The organism is Achromobacter sp. 77, from assembly GCF_020541125.1.
GTDB classification, from domain to species: domain Bacteria; phylum Pseudomonadota; class Gammaproteobacteria; order Burkholderiales; family Burkholderiaceae_B; genus Achromobacter; species Achromobacter mucicolens.
Genome location: NZ_CP059848.1, coordinates 483718 through 504471, shown reverse-complemented (window position 1 = coordinate 504471; position 20754 = coordinate 483718). Strand labels below are relative to the sequence as shown.

Genomic DNA, 20754 nt, shown 5'->3' with positions numbered 1-20754 from the left:
GCTCCCGCCTCGGCCGCAGCGGTAGACCGGCGCGTCAGCCCAGGTTGGGCGCCAGCGTGCGCTTCAGGTCTTCGATGCTGCGGCCGCTGCGGCGGGCGTAGTCTTCAAGCTGGTCTTCGCCGATGACGCCCACGTTGAAGTACTGCGACTGCGGGTGGCTGAAGTAAAAGCCCGACACGCTGGAGGCCGGGTACATCGCATAGCTGTCCGTCAGCATCATGCCGATGTCCTCGCCGTCCAGCACGCGGAACATATCCGTCTTGACCACGTGTTCCGGACAGGCGGGATAGCCCGGCGCGGGACGGATGCCCACGTACTTCTCGGCAATCATGTCCTCGTTGGACAGGGCCTCGTCGGGCGCGTAGCCCCACAGGTCCTGGCGCACGCGCGCGTGCAGGCATTCGGCAAAGGCTTCGGCCAGGCGGTCCGCCAGCGACTTGAGCATGATGCTGGAATAGTCGTCCAGCGCTTTTTCGAATTCGGCTTCCTTCTTCTCGATGCCCAGGCCGGCCGTGACGGCGAACATGCCGATGTAGTCGAGCTTGCCGCTGGACTTGGGCGCAATGAAGTCCGACAGCGACTTGTTGCTGACCCCTTCGCGCTTGGCGCCCTGCTGGCGCAGGTTGCGGTACGTGAACAGCACCTCGCTGCGGGTCTCGTCCTTGTAGACCTCGATGTCCTCGTCGTTGACGCTATTGGCCGGATAGAAGCCCACGACGCCATTGGCGGTCAGCCAGCGGCCCTCGACGATGCGCTTCATCATGGCCTGGCCGTCGGCAAAGACCTTGCGCGCCTGCTCGCCCACCACCTTGTCCTGCAGGATGGCCGGGTACGGGCCGAACAGACTCCAGGTCTGAAAGAACGGGCCCCAGTCCACGTACTTCGCGATTTCCGCGAGGTCATAGCTCTTGAAGGTGCGCCGGCCGATGAATTTCGGGCGCGGCGGCGTGTAGCTGTCCCAGTCGATCGCCGGCCGCGAAGCGCGCGCCTCGGCCAGCGGCAGGATGGGCGTCGCCTTGCGGTTGGCATGGCGGCGCCGCACGTCTTCGTATTCCCCGGCCAGTTCCGCCAGATAGGCTTCGGACTGGTCGGACATCAGGTTGGTGGCCACGCCCACCGAACGGCTGGCGTCGGGCACGTAGATGACCGGGCCTTCGTAGTTGGGCGCGATCTTGACGGCGGTGTGCACGCGGCTGGTGGTCGCCCCGCCGATCATCAGCGGGACCTTGCGGCTGCGGAAGTACTCGTCGCGCTGCATCTCGGACGCCACGTACGCCATCTCTTCGAGGCTGGGCGTGATCAGGCCGGACAGGCCGACGATGTCGGCGTTCTCTTCTTTGGCTTTTTCAAGGATCTGCGCGCAGGGCACCATCACGCCCATGTTCACGACTTCGAAGTTGTTGCACTGCAGGACCACCGACACGATGTTCTTGCCGATGTCGTGCACGTCGCCCTTCACGGTGGCGATGACGATCTTGCCCTTGGCGCGCACGTCGCCGCCCGCGGCCGCAATCTGGCGCTTTTCTTCTTCGATGAACGGAATCAGGTGCGCCACGGCCTGCTTCATGACGCGCGCGGATTTCACGACCTGCGGCAGGAACATCTTGCCTTCGCCGAACAGGTCGCCGACGACGTTCATGCCGTCCATCAGCGGGCCTTCGATCACTTCGATGGGGCGGCCGCCGCGCGCGGCGATCTTCTGGCGCACCTCTTCGGTGTCTTCCACGATGAAGGCGGTGATGCCGTGCACCAGCGCGTGCGACAGGCGCTGCTCGACCTCGGCATTGCGCCAGGCCAGGTCTTCTTCCTTCTTGGCGCCCGAGCCCTTCACGGTATCGGCAAACTGCACCAGGCGCTCGGTGGGCGTGCGCTCGTCGGCGGGATCCGTCTTGCCGACGGGCTCGGGGCGGTCCAGCACCACGTCTTCGACCAAATCGCGCAGCGTGGCGTCAAGATCGGCGTACACGCCCAGCTGGCCGGCGTTGACGATGCCCATCGTCATGCCTTCCTTGACCGCGTAGTACAGGAACACGGTGTGGATGGCCTCGCGCATCGGCTCGTTGCCGCGGAAAGAGAAGCTGACGTTGGACACGCCGCCCGAGATGCGGGCATGCGGCAGGTTCTCGCGGATCCAGCGCGTGCCTTCGATGAAGTCCACGGCGTAGTGGTTGTGCTCGTCGATGCCGGTGGCGACCGCGAAAACGTTCGGGTCAAAGATGATGTCTTCCGGCGGAAAGCCTTCTTCCTCGACCAGGATCTTGTAGGCGCGGCCGCAGATTTCCTTGCGGCGCTCCAGCGTGTCGGCCTGGCCAAGTTCATCGAACGCCATCACCACCACGGCGGCGCCGTAGCGGCGGCACAGTCGCGCGTGGTGGCGGAAGGGCTCCAGCCCTTCCTTCATGGAGATCGAGTTCACCACGGCCTTGCCCTGCACGCACTTCAGGCCGGTCTCGATGACTTCCCACTTCGAGCTGTCGATCATGACCGGCACGCGCGCGATGTCGGGCTCGGAGGCGATCAGGTTCAGGAAGCGGTGCATGCAGGCCACCGAATCCAGCATGGCCTCGTCCATGTTGATGTCGATGATCTGCGCGCCGTTCTCGACCTGCTGGCGGGCCACGGCCAGCGCCTCGTCGTATTTTTCCTCACGGATCAGGCGGGCGAACATCTTGCTGCCCGTCACGTTGGTGCGTTCGCCCACGTTGACGAACAGCGTGTCCTCGTCGATGTTCAGGGGTTCCAGGCCCGACAGGCGGGTCTTGACCGGCACGTCGGGCACGACGCGCGGCGTCAGCGCCGTGACCTTGTCGGCGATCGCGCGGATGTGATCCGGCGTGGTGCCGCAGCAGCCGCCCGACATGTTCACCAGCCCCGCGCGCGCAAATTCCTCAAGCAGCGCCGAGGTGTCGGCGGGCGTCTCGTCAAAGCCGGTCTCGGCCATGGGGTTGGGCAGGCCGGCGTTGGGATACACGCAGACGTAGGTGTCGCAGATCTTGGACAGTTCGGCCACGTAGGGGCGCATCAGCGCCGCGCCCAGCGCGCAATTCAGGCCGATGGTGACGGGGCGCGCGTGGCGCACCGAGTTCCAGAAAGCCTCGACCGTCTGGCCCGACAGGATGCGGCCCGACGCGTCGGTCACCGTGCCGGAGATCATCACCGGCAGGCGGATGCCGCGTTCCTCGAAGACTTCCTCGGTGGCGAAGATGGCCGCCTTGGCGTTCAGCGTGTCGAAAATGGTTTCGATCAGGACGATGTCGATGCCGCCGTCGAGCAGGCCATTGAGCTGCTCGATGTACGCGACGCGCAGCTCGTCGAACGTGACGTTACGCGCGCCCGGGTCGTTCACGTCCGGCGAGATGGATGCCGTCTTGGGCTGCGGGCCCAGCGCGCCGGCCACGAAGCGCGGCTTGTCGGGCGTGCTGTACGCGTCACAGGCCTCGCGCGCCAGCTGCGCCGACACCAGGTTCAGCTCGTAAGCCAGTTCCGGCAGGTCGTAATCGCCTTGCGCGATCGTGGTGGCGCCGAAGGTGTTGGTCTCGATGACGTCGGCGCCCGCGTCCAGGTACTGGCGGTGGATTTCCGCGATGACGTCGGGCCGCACCAGCGACAGCAGCTCGTTGTTGCCCTTGACGTCCTTGCCGTGATCGGCAAAGCGCTCGCCACGAAAATCCGCTTCGCCCAGCTTGTAGCGCTGGATCATGGTGCCCATGGCGCCGTCCAGGATCAGGATGCGCTTGCCCAGCAGGCGGGCAAAGTCGCCGCCGCGGGTATAGGCTTCGGGAGGGTACGGCAGGCGGGGATACGACACGATCAGGTCCAAATTGAGTTGGCCACGGCAGCGCGGTTGTGGCTAAAAAGCGAAAAACGCTGAAAAAACAAGCCCTGATCGTAACAAAACGGGCCTTCGCGCGCCTCGCGGTGATACAGTTTCGGCCCCGAACCGGTGCTTTCGGCGCAACAGGGTGGGCAAGGACGCAACACTTGCCCGCCGCGTGCGAAAGGTAAACGGGAAACAGGAAGACGCCGCCAACGGGCGCCGCGCCGCCCACAAGGCCGCCGCAGCTGCCCAGCAAGTCCAGCCTGTGCTGCCCCCGCAACGGTCCCCATGCGCGCATCCGCGCCCATGGCAGCCCGATACCGGCCTGTTCGCTCGCCAGGATGCCTGTTCCCCGCCCCGCGGCCTTTCGGCCCGCCCGGCGCGCGGGCATTCTCCCCATCGTGAATGGCCTGCGGGGTCGCGGGTCGCTTCGAGGTTATGTAGATGAAAGCCCGCTCCATCCGGCGCTACGCCGGCGCCTTGCTCTGTACCGCTCCGGCCATTGCCGCCGCCCAGCAGACCGCTTCCCCCGCCCCCGAACTGGACAGCATCACCGTCACCGCGCAACGCGTGCCCACCGACGGCCGCACGCTGCCGGTGTCGATCTCGGTCATCACCGCCGAGGACATCGCGGCCAGCAGCGCGCGCACCATGCAGGACCTGCTGTCCACGCAGTCCGGCATCAACCTGATCAACACCACCAGCTCCAGCGACAACGCCATCGTGGACCTGCGCGGCTTCGGCATCACCGGCGCAAGCAACACGCTGATCCTGATCGACGGCGTCAAGCAGAACACCAACGACCTGTCGGCGCCCAGCCTGGGCGTGGTGCCGCTGGACCAGGTCGACCGCATCGAAATCGTGCGCGGCAGCGGCTCCGTGCAATACGGCGGCGGCACCACCGGCGGCGTGATCAACATCATCACCAAGTCCGATTTCACGAAGGAACCGGTGAGCGCCCGCGCCACCGCCACCTTCGGCAGCTACGGCCTGCGCCAGTACGACGCTGCCGTCTCGATGAACAACGAGAAGGTGGGCGTGGACGCCTACATGCAGTCGCTGCACAGCGACGGCTACCGCGACCACAGCGGCGAGCGCCGCGAGGGCGGCGGCGGCGGCATCACGTTCCGCCACGACGACGGCTCGATCCGCCTGTACGGCCGCACGACCACGCAGAAGCTGGAACTGCCCGGCCCGCGCACCATCAACCCGTTCACCGGTGTGAACGAGTTCCAGGACGACCCGCGCGGCGCCAAGAACGACGTCGACTACGTCAAGACCACCACCACCACGTTCGGCCTGCAGCTTGAACAGGCCATCGGCGCCGGCGTGCTGTACTCGGACCTGTCGACCCGCGAAAAGAAGCTCAGCGGCGTGACCTATGACGGTTTCGGCGACACGCTGCGCGACCAGAAGCTCGAAGAGAACATCGCCAGCGTGCGCTACCGCCTGCCGATCAACGGCGGCCACAGCGTCGTCTTCGGCGCGGACGCGCAGGAAGCCAAGACCACCGCCGACCAGAACGCCTACTACGACTTCGAGCCCTCGAAGTGGCAATCGCGCCAGCACCAGTACGGCCTCTTTGCCGAAGGCCAGATCCGCGCCACCGACAGCACCTACATCACGGCGGGCGTGCGCCGCCAGTACGCGTCCGACGACCTGGAAGTGATTTCGGGTTCCGGCACGGCGTCCGACCGCAGCAACCACCTGACCGCCTGGCAACTGGGCGTGCGCCAGGACCTGGCCAGCGGCTTCGGCGTGTACGGCAAGATCGGCCGCAGCTTCCGCCTGCCGAACGCCGACGAACTGCTGTCGGTCCAGTCGCCTTTGGCCCCGCAGACCTCCACCGACAAGGAAATCGGCGTCACGTGGCAGTCGGCATCCAGCAGCGCGCGCCTGTCGTACTTCCGCTATGACCTGACCAACGAGATCCAGTACAACCCGCTGGCCGACGGTCTGTGGGGCCCGGGCACCGGCGCCAACACCAACCTGGATCCGACCCGCCGCCAAGGCGTCGAACTGGAAGGCCACACCGCCCTGTCCAGCAGCGTGAGCCTGGACGCCAACGTGACGTGGATGCAGGCGCAGTTCCGCTCCGGCACCTACGCCGGCGTGGACCTGGCCGGCAAGACCGTGCCGCTCGCCCCGAAGTGGCTGGCCAACGCCGCCGTCACCTGGCGCCCCACCGACGCATTCCTGTGGAACGTGTCGGCGCAATACGTGGGCAAGTCGCGCATGGACAACGACCAGGCCAACCAGTTCGACAAGCAGCTGGATGCGTACGTGCTCTTTAACACCAAGCTTGCGTACAAGTTCACCCGCAACATCGAGGGCGCCGTGGGCGTGAACAACATCTTCGACCGCCAGTACGCCACGTACGGCATCCGTGGCGGCAACGCCTCGTTCGAAATGCTGGGTCCCGTCGCCAACTACAGCCTGTACCCCGCCCCCGGCCGCAATTTCTACGCGTCGCTCACGCTACGCTACTGATTGCCGCCTGGCGGGCAGGGCCTGCCGGCATGCGCCTTTCCGCCAGGCGCAGATCCCGCGCAGGCCCTGTCCCGCGTTTATGCCCACCCGACGGAGCCGCCGCATGACCTCCAATCGCGTCCTGACGACCGCCGGACTGGCGCGGCACCGCGTACTGAAACTCGCGCCGAAACGGATAGCGACGCCGGCCTGGATGCTGGCGCTGGTGTTGGCGCCAACGTTGGCGCTGTCCGCGCTGCCGGCACTTGGCGCGCCAGCCATCCAGGTGCAGGACGACCGCGGCCGCGCCATCGCGCTGCAGGCGCCCGCCCGGCGCGCCGTCACGCTGGCGCCCCATGCCACCGAACTCGTCTACGCCGCGGGCGCGGGCGGTTTCATCGTGGGCACGGTGCTGGGCAGCGACTACCCGCCCGCCGCCCGCGCGCTGCCCATCATCGGCGACGGCACGCAGCCCGATGCCGAGCGCGTGGCCGCCGCCCGGCCGGACCTCCTGATCGCCTGGCAACCGTCTGCCGCCGAACCGCTGGCGCGCGTGATGGACAAGCTTGGCGTGCCCATGTTCTACAGCGATCCACTGACGCTGGACGCCATCCCCGGCGCCGTCGAGCGCATGGGCAAGCTGTTCGGCACCGAACCCGTGGCGAACGCCGCCGCCGCGGACATGCGCGCGCGGCTGGCGGCCCTGCAGGCCCGCTATGCCGGCCGGCGCCCGGTGCGGGTCTTCGTGCAGGCGGGCCTGGACCCGATCTACACCCTGAACAACGCCAGCATCGTCAGCGATGCGCTGCGGCTGTGCGGCGGTGTCAACGTCTTCGGCCAGGCGCCCATCGTGGCGCCGCAGGTCACGCTGGAAGGCGTGCTGGCGGCCCGGCCCGAGGCCGTGCTGGCTGGCGTGTCGCGCCGCGAGGACACGCAGGCAAACCTGGCCGCCTGGCAGGCGATGGGCCTGCCGGCCGCGCGCCAGGGCCACGTCTACGGCGTCGACGCCGACGCGCTGTACCGGCCCGGCCCGCGGCTGATCGACGCGGCCGAGACCCTCTGCGCCGACCTGGACCGGGTGCGCTGACCCGCGCATTCCGCAATTAGTGGAACGCGCCGGCCAGCGTCCCCGACCTGCCATCCGGCGTCCTGCTTTATCATTCGGCATCAGTCAGCCAGTCCCCGCGGGCCTCGCATCGTGCGCGCCCGCCCTTTGAAGCACCGCCATGACCACACAAGACACGCTCACCATCGCCGGCCGCGCCTATTCGTCGCGCCTGCTCGTCGGAACCGGCAAGTACAAGGACTTCGAACAGACCCGCGCGGCCCTGGACGCCAGCGGCACGGAAATCGTCACCGTCGCCATCCGCCGCACCAACATCGGCCAGAACGCCGGTGAACCGAACCTGCTGGACTACGTCCCCACCTCCAAGTTCACGCTGCTGCCCAACACCGCCGGCTGCTACACCGCCGACGACGCCGTGCGCACGCTGCGCCTGGCCCGCGAACTGCTGGACGGCCACGACCTCGTGAAGCTCGAAGTGCTGGGCGACCCGCACACCCTGTTCCCCAACATGCCCGAAACGCTCAAGGCCACCAAGACGCTGGTCGACGAGGGCTTCAAGGTCATGGTCTATTGCACGGACGATCCCATCCAGTGCCGCATGCTGGAAGACATGGGCGCCGTGGCCGTCATGCCGCTCGCCTCGCTGATCGGTTCGGGCATGGGCATCCTGAACCCCTGGAACCTGCGCCTCATCATCGACCAGGCCCGCGTACCGGTCGTGGTCGATGCCGGCGTGGGCACCGCGTCCGACGCCGCCATCGCCATGGAACTGGGCTGCGACGCCGTGCTGATGAACACCGCCATCGCCGCCGCGCGCGCCCCCGTCCTGATGGCCAGCGCCATGAAAAAGGGCGTCGAAGCCGGCCGCGAAGCCTTCCTGGCCGGCCGCATGCCCAAGAAGCTGTACAGCGGCGCGCCCAGCTCGCCCACCGAAGGCCTGATCACCGGCGGTCCCGCCAAATGAACGCGCGCCAGCCGGCCGCCAGCGGCCGTCCCATCCCCAACGCGCTGACCATCGCCGGCGTCGACCCGTCCGGCGGCGCCGGCATCCTGGCCGACGTCAAGGCCATGAGCGCACTGGGCGCGTATGGCTGCGCCATCATCGCCGCGCTCACCGCGCAGAACACGCAGGGCGTCACGGGCATCTCGCCGGTGCCGCCCGCCTTCGTCGGCCTGCAGATCGACACCCTGTTCACCGACGTGCGCATCGACGCGGTCAAGATCGGCATGCTGGGCCAGCGCCCGGTCATCGAGGTCGTGGCGGAAAAGCTCGCCAAATGGACGCCGGCGCACATCGTGCTGGATCCGGTCATGGTCGCCAAGAGCGGCGACCTGCTGCTGGAGAACGACGCTGTCGGCGCCATGCGCGAAGCCATGCTCCCCCTGACCACCCTGCTCACGCCCAACCTGCCCGAGGCCGGCGTGCTGCTCGAAGAGCGCCCCGTCGAGACCGTCAAGGAAATGCGGCGCGTGGCCGAGCGCCTGCGCAACAAGCTGGCGCATTCGGGCGAGCGCTGGGTACTGGTCAAGGGCGGCCACCTGCCCGGCAGCGAAACCATCGACCTGCTGCACGACGGCGACCGCATGATCGAACTGCCCGGCCATCGCATCGACACCGCCAACACCCACGGCACCGGCTGCACGCTGTCGGCCGCGCTGGCGGCGCTGCTGCCGCAAATCGGGGACGTACCGGAATCGGCCAAGCGCGCCAAGGCCTATCTGACTGAGGCCATCCGCCACGCCGAGCGCCTGACGGTCGGCTCGGGCCACGGGCCGGTCCACCACTTCCACGGCTGGTGGTAGGCACGCCTGCCCCACGCAAAGACGGCGCCCCGCAGGGCGCCGTCTGCTTTTACGGGGTCCGGGCGGCGCCTGAAACATCTGCCGCCCGGGCACGCCGTCACAGGACGCTACGAATCGGTACAATGGCCCGTTGATTCCTCTGTTTTTTCTGACCGTCATGAACGCTTCGACCCTGCCCGACGTAGAACAAGCCCGCTTCAACATGGTGGAACAGCAGATCCGCCCGTGGGACGTCCTGGACGCCAACGTGCTGCAAGCGCTGTTCGATGTGCGCCGCGAACAATTCGTTCCGCCGGCCCTGCGCGGCCTGGCGTTTTCCGACCTGGAGCTGCCGCTCGAGATCAACGCGGTCAACACCCGCGAGAACATGCTCGCCCCCAAGGTCGAAGCACGCCTCGCCCAAGAACTGCTGCTGACCAAGTCCGACTGCGTGCTGGAAATCGGCACCGGCTCCGGCTACCAGGCCGCCCTCTTGGGCTACCTGGCGCAACAAGTCACCTCCGTCGAAATCGACAGCCGCCTGGTGACCTTCGCGCAGCAGAACCTGCAGATGAACAACGTCACCAACGTCAAGGTCGAAACCGGCGACGCCCGCAATGGCTGGGGCTCCACCGAATACGACGCCATCCTGGTCACCGGTTCCGTGCCGGTCGTGCCGGACGCGCTGAAGTACCAGCTGCGCGTGGGCGGCCGCCTTGTCGTGGTCGTGGGCCAGGCGCCCATCATGACTGCCTGTCGCATCACCCGCACCACTGCCGCCAGCTTCGAAACCGTCAAACTCTTCGAAACGGTCATCAAGCCGTTGCGCGGCGTCACGGTGTCGCAGTTCAAGTTCTAACTCCGCAAACCTGCCGCCTGCCGCCCGGCCCCCATGGGGCCGGCGTCGCGTCCGGCGGCCCGGCGTATCGTTGAAAAATCATGCGCGTCCGATCACTGACGGCTTTACTGGTTTTCACCTGCGCCGCAAGTGCCGGCCCGCTGACTGCGTCCGCCCAGAACCTCGTCCAGGTCTGGCAGGCCGCGCTGGGCAATGACCCCACCTATGCCGCAGCCCGCGCCAACTACCGCGCCGGCCTCGAAAAAGAACCCCAGGCCCGCGCCCTGCTGCTGCCCCTGATCACCGCCGAAGCCGGCGGCGCCTACCAGGAAACGCGCAGCACCCGCGGCCTGTCCTACGCCTACAGCGGCGGTCGCGGCGTCTGGGACCTGGCGCTCACCCAGCCCCTCTTTGACTGGGGCCGCTGGCAGAATTTCGAACAGTCCAAGCTCATCGTCGCCGACGTCGAAGTCCAGCTGCAGCAGGCCTACCAGGACCTCCTGCTACGCGTCGCCGACGCCTACTTCAACGTCCTGTACGCCCAGGACACCCTGACCGCCACCGAAGCCGAAAAAGCCGCCGTCGCCGGTCAACTGGAATCGGCCAAGCGCAACTTCGAACTCGGCAACGCCACCATCACCGACACGTACGAAGCGCAATCGCGCTACGACCTCGTCGTCGCCCAAGAGCTGCGCCTGCAGAACGACCTGGAAGTGCGCCGCGACGAACTGGCCAAGATCATCGGCACGCAGCCCGGCGCCCTGTCCGAACTGCCCTACGGCGTACAACTGCCCGCCCCCCAGCCCGCCCGCATCGCCGACTGGAGCAACCAGGCCGAAACCTCCAGCCTCGAAGTCCTGCGCGCGCAACTCCTGACCCGCATCGCCGGCCGCGAAATCCAGATCGCCAAAAGCGGCCACTACCCCACCCTGAACCTGCGCGCCACCAGCGGCAGCGCCAGCGACGCCGTCATGCGCAACGCCGCCCCCGGCAAGCCCATCGACAACACCATCGGCGTGGTCCTGTCCATCCCCCTGTACTCCGGCGGCGGCGTGTCCTCGCAAGTCACGGAAAAGGTCGAACTGGAACAAAAAGCCCGCTACGACTACGAAACCGCCCGCCGCCAGGCCGTCCAAGCCACCCGCCAGTACTACACCGGCGTCACCAGCGGCCTGGCCCGCATCCAGGCCCTGGAAGCCGGCGAAAAATCCAGCCGCGCCGCCGTCGAAGCCAACCGCACCGGCTACGAGGTCGGGGTCCGCATCAACCTGGACGTCCTGAACGCCCAGCAACAGCTCTACGCCACCCAACGCGACCTGGCCCTCGCCCGCTACAGCACGGTGCTCTCCGGCCTGCGCCTGAAGGCCACCAGCGGCATCCTGGCGGAATCAGACCTGGAAGCCATCAACCGCCTGCTACGCACGCCGCGCTGAGCGAGCAAGTGGCGACGGGTGAACACCCGCGCCCCGGTGTGGCCCCAAGGTCGCGCCACCGGTGTCTGACTGAGCTAACTCGCGCCACCCGATGGCGCCACCGGTGTCTGACACCCCTGAAGCACTGTCTCCAACCCAAGATCATCTCCGCGGGTGTCAGACACCTTGTATCTTGGCCACTGTAGTGATTAGCTATCGCTACAAGCGGACCGATGAGCGTGTTCAGACACCTAGAGCCTGGACTTTGTGGTTCAGATTACGCCTCGGTTCCGCACCTCTGAGCCGGCTGGACACTGGACGGTAGCCTAGGGCATTGGACCCTGTATGTACAAGGCAAGTGGGCGCAGCGGGCTTCTTTGGTATTGGCAAGGGAGCTTAGGTTTATGTTTTTTCTCGGAATTGACGTTTCTAAGGCGAAGCTGGATTGCGCGCTGCTTGGCAGCGAGGGAGTGTCAGTATTTTTGTGTTTGAGGCGTTAGAAGCCTGATAGTTGTTTCTATCAGGCTTATGGATGCTATCTCAGCGATACGGGTCGGTGAAGCGTTCTGCATAAATCACGGCGAACTGGTTCATAGCGGCCTTCCAGTCGTGCGTGGCGCTGCCCCAGGCTCCGGTGATGTTGCGCAAGACCAGCCACAGTAGCTTGGTGGCGGCTTCGTCGCTTGGGAAGTGACCTCGCGTTTTCACCGCGCGGCGCAGTTGGGCATTAATGCTCTCGATCGCATTGGTGGTGTAAATCACCTTGCGGATCGCCGGTGGGAACGTAAAGAACGGGATCACACGGTCCCAGGCCCGGCGCCATGCATCAACGATCGGCGCGTAGCGTTGGCCCCAAGGGCCTTGCTCGAACTGCACGAGCGCGGCCAGCGCTGCCTCCACGGTCGCCGCCGTGTAGATCGGCCTTAGCGCCGCAGCCACCGTCCGGCGCTCCTTCCAGCTGGCGTATTCCAGGCTGGAGCGGATCAGGTGCACGATGCAAGTCTGCAGCGTCGTGGCCGGGAACACCGCGTTCAGCGCCTGCTCCATGCCTTTCAGACCGTCAGTGACAGCGATCAGGATGTCCTGCGTGCCGCGGGTCTTGAGCTCGTTGAACACCTTCATCCAGAACTTGGCGCCTTCGGTCTGCTCGATCCACAGGCCCAGGATGTCGCGCGTGCCGTCTGGCAACACCGCCAGCGCCAAGTAAACGGCCTTGTTGCGCACCACGCCGTCCTCGCGGATCTTGACCCGCAGCGCGTCGAAGAACACCACCGGATACATCGTCTCCAGAGGCCGCGTTTGCCAGGCCGTGACCTCGTCCATCACCGCGTCGGTCACCGAGCTGACGAACTCCGGCGAGACTTCCGTGCCGTACTGCTCGAGCAGAAACCCTTGGATCTCGCGCACCGTCATGCCGCGGGCGTACATGGCGATGATCTTGTCGTCGAACCCGGTAAAGCGGCGCTCGTGCTTGGGGATCAGGATCGGGGCGAAGCTGCCATCGCGGTCGCGTGGGATCTCCACCCGCAGCGGCCCGTCATCGGTCAGGACTGTCTTGGAACTCTTGCCGTTGCGTTGATTGGTGGCCTGCTCGGGGCGCTCGCCGCCCGCCGGATAGCCCAGGTGGTGGCCCAATTCCGCTCCCAGGGCCCGTTCGATCAGCGCCTTCTTGAACGCCATCGACAGGTCCTGCACCGCCTCGGCGGTCATAGGGCCTTTGACGAATTGATCAACCAACTCTGCGGGAATCGCCGGCAGTTCCCTCAGCGGTGTCTTTTTCTTGGTAGCCATACATGCTCCTTGAGCAACATGTTAGGCCCCAAACACAAAATTTATGACACTCCCGGCAGCGATGCCAACAAACGCAAGACCAAGGTCGTACCCAACTCGATAGCGGGCGTGCAGACGCTGCTGCAGTGGTGCGCCAAGCAGGGAGCCGAGCCGGCGCAGTTGCATGCCGTGCTCGAGCCCACAGGGCAATACCATGAGCAGGCTGCCACGGCCCTGCATGACGCTTCGGTCAGTGTCTCGTTGGTCAACCCTGCCCAGGTGCGCGACTTCGCCGGTGCGCTGGCGGTGCGCTCCAAAACCGATGGGATCGATAGCTACGTGCTGGCCCGCTACGGTCAGGCGCTCAAGCCTGGGCTGTGGCGCCCCGCGCCGCTGCATGCCCGTCAACTACGGGCCTTGTTGGCTCGGCGCGACGCGCTGGCCAAGGATCTGCAGCGCGAACTCAATCGCCAGGAGAAGACGCAGTTCAGTGATCCACCCGTGCTGGTCGAGGGATCCATCGCCAAAACGATCGCGTTCCTGCGCGAAGAGATCAAACGCCTGGATCATGCGATCAATGACCACATCGACCGCCACCCGGACCTGAAGGAGGATCGGGAACTGCTGACCAGCATCCCCGGCATCGGGGATCGAGCGGGGAACTCGATCCTGTCGATCATGCATAACCGACACATCGAGTCAGCCGAGGGCTTGGCCTCCTACTTGGGGGTGGTACCGGTGCAACGCCAGTCCGGCACCAGTCTGAACAGCCGGCCGCGGCTATCTAAAACGGGTCCCAGCACGGTACGTGCCACCCTCTACATGGCCGCTATCGTCAGCAAGCGCTTCAACCCACACGTTGGTGCGCTTTATGCGCGACTCTTAGCAGCTGGAAAGAGCAAAATGGCCGCGCTAGGCGCGGCCATGAGAAAGCTGGTGCATCTATGCTTTGGCGTGCTTAAAACTCGGACACCGTATCGGCCCGACTACGCCTGAACGCTTGACGGTCAAGACGGTATCTAATCACCAGCCCCCCACCAGCGCGCAAGCGCACACCGCCACGGCGCCCCACCGCCCCGATGCCGATTGCCGCCGCCCGGGCGGCAGCAATTCGGCGGCCCCGCAAATCCCCTTCCCCGACCACAGGTCTTGAAGCGCCACATACCAAAGACCCTGGCAGCACGGCGTCGCGGTCACCGTGGGTGCGAGCGCCGTCGATGCGCCCGAGGGAATCTGAAGGGAGCCGAAGGCGGACGAAGATGACGACGGGGCAGTCCGGAGCGAAGGCTCCGGACCGCAATCGTGGGCGATCGTGCCCACGGTGACCGCGGCGCCGGGCGACCTACGAAGATCTGCGGCACCGACCCACGAAGCCGTGCAGCACCGACTTACAAAGCCCGGCATCACCGGCCTACGAAGCCCTGCAGCACCAACCTACGAAGCCCAAGGCACCAACCTACCAAGCCCAAAGCACAAAAGAAAAGGCGGCCACCCAGGCCGCCTCACATTCATCCAGCACATCAAATTCAAAGCCTTCAACCGCCCTGAATCTTCTTCACCAACGCCGTCGTAGACCGCTGGAACTCAAAAGGAATCGCAACCGCACGCCCCCCCCAAGTCTTCACCAACGCCGTCTCCGGCAACGTCTCCATGTCGTAATCGCCACCCTTGACGATCAGATCCGGCCTCAGCTCCCCGATCAACGCCTCAGGCGTATCCTCGGAAAACGACGTCACCGCCGACACAAACCCCAACGCCGCCAGCAACGCCGCCCGATCTTCCATGCGATTGAGCGGGCGCTCCGCCCCCTTGCCAAGCCGCCGCACCGATTCATCGGTATTCACGGCGACAATCAGCGTCGCCCCCAACTGCGCCGCCTGGTCCAGATACGTCGCGTGCCCCCGATGCAGGATGTCGAACACCCCGTTCGTGAACACCAGCGGCCGCGGAAAGCGGCCAGCGGCGACGGCGGCGACGAGTTCGTCGCGGGACAGGACCTTGGATTCGAAACGGGCGGCAGGCATGCGGCGATTATAGGAGGGATCAGCTGCCCGCCAGGATGATCTCTTTGTCCTTCGGGACGATCAGCGCCGTCATTTCCTTGCGGTAGCGGTTCAGATCCTTCACCGTCTCGAAGCTGCGATCCATCAGCTTGGACAGGATGTGCAGGATGCGGCTGGCCACCTTCTGTTCCCACACGCCGTCAAAGCGGATCTGCGTGTCCAGCCAGTGTTCCAGCCAGCCCGGCTCCGGCAGGCGCGACTGCACCGTGTCGTTCGGGAACAGATCCTTGTTCACGTGCAGATTCGTCGGATGCAGCGCCTGCTGCGTGCGTCCCGCCGAAGCCATCAGCACCCCGATCTTCGAGAATGCCAGACGGGCTTGCTCGCTCGTTTCCTGCCCGCGGTCGTGCAGCGCACGGCGCATGTATTGCAGGTAGGCGCCCGCGTGACGGGCCTCGTCCTGCGCCACCGTCTTGTAGATCGCCTTGATGACCGGCTCCGTGTGCCAGTCGGCCGCGCGGCGGTACCAGTGGTTCAGGCGGATCTCGCCGCAGAAATGCAGCATCAGCGTTTCGAGTTCCGGCGCCTGATCGAATTCAAAGCGCACGTTGTGCAGCTCTTCTTCGGTGGGCACCAGATCCGGCCGGAAGCGGCGCAGATATTCGATCAGCACCAGGGAATGCTTCTGTTCTTCAAAGAACCAGACCGACATGAACGCGCAGAAATCACTGTCGCCGCGGTTGTCGCGCAGGAACATCTCGGTGGCCGGCAGCGCCGCCCACTCCGTGATGGCGTTCATCTTGATCGTGTGGGCCTGCTCGTCCGAGAGCTTGCTGCGGTCGAAATCGCCCCAGGGAATATCGTGCGCCATGTTCCAGCGCACGGCTTCCATGGTCTTGAAGAGTTCAGGATAAAGCATGTTCTGCCCTTGTATTCGTCCCGCTAGTGGGGCTATGAAAATTGATGAATGGCGCGCGCGTTCTTATAGGCGTCGGCGCTGCATGCCACCTCTCGCAGCGCTATTTTTCGCCGTCTCCCGCGAAGCTATGATGACCGTTTCATGAATGAAACATGACAGTAAGGTCTAGATCATCGCGCCGCCTATCGGGTCAGCGCCCATATCGCGACCCCCACCGCCAGCGCCAGCACGCCAACCAGCGCTGCAACCAGCCGGTTGTTCTGCTCTTGTGCGCGACGTAGCTGCATCATCTCGGCCAGCATCGCCGGCGAGACATTGGGGCGGCTCAGATGGTCATGGACCAGCCTGGGCAGGGCGGGCAGCATCTGCGACCACTGCGCTGCCTCTTTTTCCAGGCTTTGCCGCAGGCCCTTGAATCCGACACGCTGGCGCATCCAGCGTTCCAGATAGGGCTTGGCGGTCTTCCAGAGATCGAGGTTGGGATCGAGCTGACGCCCCAGTCCCTCGACGTTCAGCAGGGTCTTCTGCAACAGGACCAGCTGCGGCTGGATCTCGACATTGAAACGGCGCGAGGTCTGGAAGAGCCGCAGCAGCACCTGCCCCAGCGAGATCTCCGACAACGGCCGGTCAAAATAGGGTTCGCAGACGGCGCGCACCGCGCCTTCCAGTTCTTCCTCGCGCGTATCCGGCGGCACCCAGCCCGATTCGATATGCAATTGCGCCACGCGGCGGTAGTCGCGGTGAAAGAACGCCAGGAAATTCTGCGCCAGGTAATTCTTGTCGAACTCGGACAGCGAGCCCACGATGCCGAAGTCCAGCGCGATGTAGCTGCCCAGCGTGTCCGGGCGGTCCGACACGTAGATGTTGCCCGGGTGCATGTCGGCGTGGAAAAAGCCGTCGGTAAAGACCTGCGTGAAGAAGATCTCGACGCCCGTGCGCGCCAGCGTCGGAATGTCGATGCCGGCCTCGCGCATGCGCTCGACCTGGCCCACCGGCATGCCGTACATGCGCTGCATCGTGAACACGGTGGAAGCCGTGTATTCCCAGATCACCTCGGGCACGATCAGCATGTCGCCACGCCCCGATTCCGGACCGAAGTTGCGGCGCAGCTGGCTGCAATTGGAGGCCTCGCGCACCAGGTCCAGCTCGTCGTGCAGGTACTTGTCGAATTCGGCCACGACCTCGCGCGGCTTCAGGCGGCGGCCGTCCGGGCCCAGGCGCTCGATGATGCGCGCCACCACCTTCAGCAGCGACATGTCTTTTTCGATGATGCTGAGCATGCCCGGACGCAGCACCTTCACGGCGACTTCACGGCCGTCGTGCAGCACCGCGAAGTGCACCTGCGCGATCGACGCCGACGCCACCGGGTCCACATCGAACTGCGCGAACAGCTTTTCGGGCGGCGCGCCCAGCGCCGCCTCGATGCAGGCCGCTGCCTGCGCCGACGGGAACGGCGGCACGCGGTCTTGCAGCAGCGCCAGTTCGTTGGCGATGTCGGCGGGGATCAGGTCTCGGCGGGTGGACAGCACCTGCCCGAACTTCACGAAGATCGGGCCCAGCGATTCCAGGGCCAGTCGCAGCCGTTGCCCGCGCGGCGAACGCGGGCGCGTGCCCAGGCGCATGACGCGCAGCAGGCAGGTGGCCAGCGGATGATTCAGGCTGGACAGCACCAGCTCATCCAGGCCGTAGCGCAGCGAGACAACGATGATGCGAAACAGGCGCAGCAAGGGGAACATGGATCAGGCGCCCCGCTTTGCGCCGGCCGTGGCCAGGCGGGTGTGCAGCGCAGCCGCGGAACGCGCCAGCGCGTCGGCGCGGGTGTTCAGGTCGGCCAGGTCCAGGCGCCATTGCTCCAGGGCCGGACGGCCCGCCAGCACACCGCTTTCCTCGGACAGGTATTCGGATACGTTTTCGGCCAGACGCTTGCCCGCCGTGCGCGCGCCATCCGACACGGCGCGCGCGCCGCCCACGATGCGCAGCGCGGCGATGTCGCCCACCACGCGGGCCAACGCGTCCTCCGGATCCCAGCGCAACTGCTTGGACAAGTCGGCAACCACCTGGGCCAGCGCCGCGTCGCCTGAAATATGCGTGGCCTCGGCAAAATCCGGCTTTTCCTGCCCGGCGCCCAGGCGCGGCAGCGGCAGCTTCTCGGGCGACACCGTCAGCGTCACGTCGGGCACCACGGCCGGATCAGCCTGATCGGCCAGCCCTTCGCTATCGATGGACAGGCCCAGCGTGAAGCCGCCCATGGCAAACCGCACGGTCTTGCCGGCATGCCGAGCCAGGCGTTCGCGCGCCCAGTCCTCGCGCCGCAGCAAGGCATTGAGGGCGCTGATGGCCAGACGCTTCGGTGTGGGCAGGAACGAAAAAGGCAGCATGGCGGTTGCAAGGACCCCGGGAGGGCTTGCCGAAGTTGATGGGTAAATCGGGAGTGTAACGGGTTAGATGGGAGCCTGTTTTGCGTAGGCACATTGAAAAACCGGCCCTCTGGGGGCCGGTTCAGGCGGACGCCTTACGGCGCCCGCGGCAGATGGCCGGTCGAGCCGGACCGCCAGGCTTAGCTGGCGTGTTCCACCGGGATCTGCTGGATGCCGGCCAGCAACCAGCCGCCATTGGCCGGCTTGAACAGGTTCCAGACTTCTTCGAAGCGGAAGGCTTCGGCGCCCGGCGCCTCGCGCAGCATGCCCGAGAAGCGCACGCTGGCCAGGTGGCCGTCGGAGACGGTCTCGATGCCCAGCATCTCGGCGTTCAGCAGGACCACTTCGGTCTTGTTGGGTGCCGCGCCGCGCTCGGCCAGCTGGGGCTTGAGCTCGGTGATCAGGTCATCGGTCAGGAATTCGCGCAGACCGTCGGTGCTGCCGCTGTCCCAGACCGCCTGGATGCGGACGAACTGTTCCTTGGCTTGCTTCAGGAAGTTCGGCGTGTCGAAATCGCCCGGCACGAACCAGTTGTTGTCGTCGCCCGCCTTGGGCAGGACGGCCGGCGGCTCGACCGGCGCGGCGGCCACCGGAGCGGCAGCGGCGGCAGGCGCGGCGGCGCCCGGCTTCAGCGATTCACGCCACATGGGCTGCTGTTGCTGGCCCGAGGCGTTGTTGGCCCCGCCGAACGCACCTTGCGTGGCAGTGCGCGGACCGGCGCCGCGCAGGCGGCGGATGATGAACATGACGGCGAAGACCACGGCGGCGATCAGCAGCGCGGACGACAGGAACTCCAGGAAAGCGCCGGACAGGCCCATGCTGGAGAGCAGCGCCGCGATACCAAGGCCGGCGGCGATGCCGGCGATGGGACCCAGCCAACGCGAGGCGCCGCTCTTGGCGGCGGCGCCTGCCGCGCCGGCCGTGGCAGCGCCGGCAGCTGCCGGTGCGGCGGTGGCGCCCGCGGTGTTGTTGGAGGCAGCCGACGGCGTGGTGGCCTGGCGCTGCGTCGTGACATTGGAGGACTGGCGGCCGACACTGGCGCCGCCGCCTGCGCGGCGAGCTTCGGCGTCAAACGACGCCGTCACCAGCGCCGCGCCCGAAACGGCGATGAGCGCCGCGGCGACAAAGCGCGAAAGACTGAATTTAGACATGAGTTTGCTCCCTCGTACTCGCGCCCCCGCTGCCCCGAGCAACGGGAGGGCCCCGCAATGCGCGGGGCCATCTGCGCGACTTTTCTTACAGTAATCTGAATGGCGTAAGAATAACGGACAAGCTGCCGCCCCACAAGTTCCCCGCGGGGTGGCGAAATCCGCCGTGGTCGCCGGGCGTCAGCCCAGGCGCACGCCTTCGTGCAACGCGGCGATGCCCGCCGTCAGGTTGAAGTACTGCACCCGCTCCAGGCCGGCGGTGCGCAGCATGTCGGCCAGGGTTTCCTGGTCCGGGTGCATGCGGATCGATTCGGCCAGGTAACGATAGCTGGCCTCGTCCTTGGCGATCTTCTTGCCCAGCCACGGCAGCACGTTGAAGGAATACCAGTCGTAGGCCGGGGACAGGGGCTTGGCGATGCGCGAGAACTCCAGGACGAGCAGCTTGCCGCCCGGCTTGAGCACGCGGGTCATTTCGGCCAGCGCGCGGTCCTTGTGAGTCATGTTGCGCAGGCCGAAGGCCACGCTGACGCGGTCGAAGTAACCAGTGGGGAACGGCAGGCGCTCGGCGTCGCACACGGCGGTGGGCACCAGCAGGCCGGCGTCGGTCAGCCGGTCGCGGCCCACGCGCAGCATGGAATCATTGATGTCGGTCAGCCAGACCTCGCCCGTGGGACCGGCGCGCTTGGCGAACGCGCGCGCCAGGTCGCCCGTGCCGCCGGCAATGTCCAGGACCTTCATGCCGGGGCGGATGGCCGCGCGGCCGATCGTGAACGCCTTCCAGACGCGGTGCAGGCCCGCCGACATGAAATCGTTCATGACGTCGTAGCGCTGGGCGACCGAATGGAACACTTCGGCAACCTTGCGGGCCTTTTCGCTTTCGGGGACCGATTGGAAGCCGAAGTGCGTGGAGGTCGAGCCGGCGCCGGCGGATTGTTGCGATTCGGAGGGGTTTTGCATGGTGTATTCCCGATATATCGTTCAATGGTAGCCTATCGGGCGCGCGCCTGCGGCGGGCGAGTCCGCCAGATGGCACGCCGCGGTCACATACCTGAAATATTGCGGCCATACTATCGCAATGTTCGCGCCGCGCCGGCGCTCCGAAGTGTGCCCAAT

At 66.1% G+C, this 20754-nt stretch carries 15 protein-coding genes; 7 read left to right on the top strand and 8 right to left on the bottom strand.

Annotation, left to right across the window (positions count from 1 at the left end):
• Nucleotides 1–34: 34 nt before the first annotated feature.
• Nucleotides 35–3808 (bottom strand): methionine synthase, encoded by a 3774-nt coding sequence (gene metH / locus H4P35_RS02295; protein ID WP_226847901.1) that lies wholly within the window; start codon nt 3806–3808, stop codon nt 35–37.
• 453 nt (nt 3809–4261) lie between these two features.
• On the opposite strand from metH, the gene H4P35_RS02290 reads away from it, so the two are divergent.
• The 6 genes from H4P35_RS02290 to H4P35_RS02265 all read left to right on the top strand — a co-directional run bounded on the left by H4P35_RS02290 (nt 4262) and on the right by H4P35_RS02265 (nt 11405).
• Nucleotides 4262–6307 (top strand): TonB-dependent receptor, encoded by a 2046-nt coding sequence (locus H4P35_RS02290; RefSeq protein WP_226847899.1) that lies wholly within the window; start codon nt 4262–4264, stop codon nt 6305–6307.
• A 193-nt stretch (nt 6308–6500) separates the two neighbouring features.
• Nucleotides 6501–7373, top strand: a complete 873-nt coding sequence (locus tag H4P35_RS02285; protein ID WP_226849429.1) for a cobalamin-binding protein — start codon at nt 6501–6503, stop codon at nt 7371–7373.
• Between the two features lie 139 nt (nt 7374–7512).
• Nucleotides 7513–8316, top strand: coding sequence for a thiazole synthase (locus H4P35_RS02280; protein ID WP_226847897.1), 804 nt, complete (start codon nt 7513–7515; stop codon nt 8314–8316).
• Nucleotides 8313–9155, top strand: a complete 843-nt coding sequence (gene thiD / locus H4P35_RS02275) for a bifunctional hydroxymethylpyrimidine kinase/phosphomethylpyrimidine kinase (protein WP_152383277.1) — start codon at nt 8313–8315, stop codon at nt 9153–9155. Before H4P35_RS02280 ends, thiD begins: the two co-directional genes overlap by 4 nt.
• Nucleotides 9156–9312: 157 nt before the next feature.
• Nucleotides 9313–9993, top strand: a complete 681-nt coding sequence (locus H4P35_RS02270; RefSeq protein WP_056327622.1) for a protein-L-isoaspartate O-methyltransferase — start codon at nt 9313–9315, stop codon at nt 9991–9993.
• An 80-nt stretch (nt 9994–10073) separates the two neighbouring features.
• Entirely contained in the window at nt 10074–11405 is a 1332-nt protein-coding gene (locus tag H4P35_RS02265) for a TolC family outer membrane protein (protein WP_056327531.1), read from the top strand.
• 519 nt (nt 11406–11924) lie between these two features.
• Here the strand turns inward: H4P35_RS02265 and H4P35_RS02260 are convergent.
• On the bottom strand, nt 11925–13175 hold the full coding sequence (locus tag H4P35_RS02260) for an IS256 family transposase (RefSeq protein WP_226846268.1): 1251 nt from the start codon (nt 13173–13175) through the stop codon (nt 11925–11927).
• Nucleotides 13176–13193: 18 nt separating this feature from the next.
• On the opposite strand from H4P35_RS02260, the gene H4P35_RS02255 reads away from it, so the two are divergent.
• The gene (locus H4P35_RS02255) at nt 13194–14150 is read left to right on the top strand and encodes a transposase (RefSeq protein ID WP_226849428.1); all 957 of its coding nucleotides are present in this window, start codon (nt 13194–13196) and stop codon (nt 14148–14150) included.
• Between the two features lie 539 nt (nt 14151–14689).
• Here H4P35_RS02255 and H4P35_RS02250 read toward each other — a convergent pair.
• The 6 genes from H4P35_RS02250 to ubiE all read right to left on the bottom strand — a co-directional run bounded on the left by H4P35_RS02250 (nt 14690) and on the right by ubiE (nt 20598).
• Nucleotides 14690–15178, bottom strand: a complete 489-nt coding sequence (locus H4P35_RS02250; protein ID WP_056327533.1) for an adenylyltransferase/cytidyltransferase family protein — start codon at nt 15176–15178, stop codon at nt 14690–14692.
• 19 nt (nt 15179–15197) lie between these two features.
• Nucleotides 15198–16076: a ferritin-like domain-containing protein gene (locus H4P35_RS02245; RefSeq protein ID WP_056327535.1), complete on the bottom strand. Its 879-nt coding sequence runs from the start codon at nt 16074–16076 to the stop codon at nt 15198–15200.
• 182 nt (nt 16077–16258) lie between these two features.
• Nucleotides 16259–17812: a ubiquinone biosynthesis regulatory protein kinase UbiB gene (gene ubiB / locus H4P35_RS02240; protein ID WP_056327537.1), complete on the bottom strand. Its 1554-nt coding sequence runs from the start codon at nt 17810–17812 to the stop codon at nt 16259–16261.
• Between the two features lie 3 nt (nt 17813–17815).
• Complete coding sequence (locus H4P35_RS02235) at nt 17816–18454, bottom strand: SCP2 domain-containing protein (protein ID WP_226847895.1); 639 nt, start codon at nt 18452–18454, stop codon at nt 17816–17818.
• 179 nt (nt 18455–18633) lie between these two features.
• Complete coding sequence (locus H4P35_RS02230) at nt 18634–19644, bottom strand: Tim44 domain-containing protein (RefSeq protein WP_226847892.1); 1011 nt, start codon at nt 19642–19644, stop codon at nt 18634–18636.
• A gap of 177 nt (nt 19645–19821) precedes the next feature.
• A complete protein-coding gene (gene ubiE, locus H4P35_RS02225; protein WP_063953528.1) occupies nt 19822–20598 on the bottom strand; it encodes a bifunctional demethylmenaquinone methyltransferase/2-methoxy-6-polyprenyl-1,4-benzoquinol methylase UbiE in 777 nt (258 codons plus the stop codon).
• Nucleotides 20599–20754 lie beyond the last annotated feature (156 nt).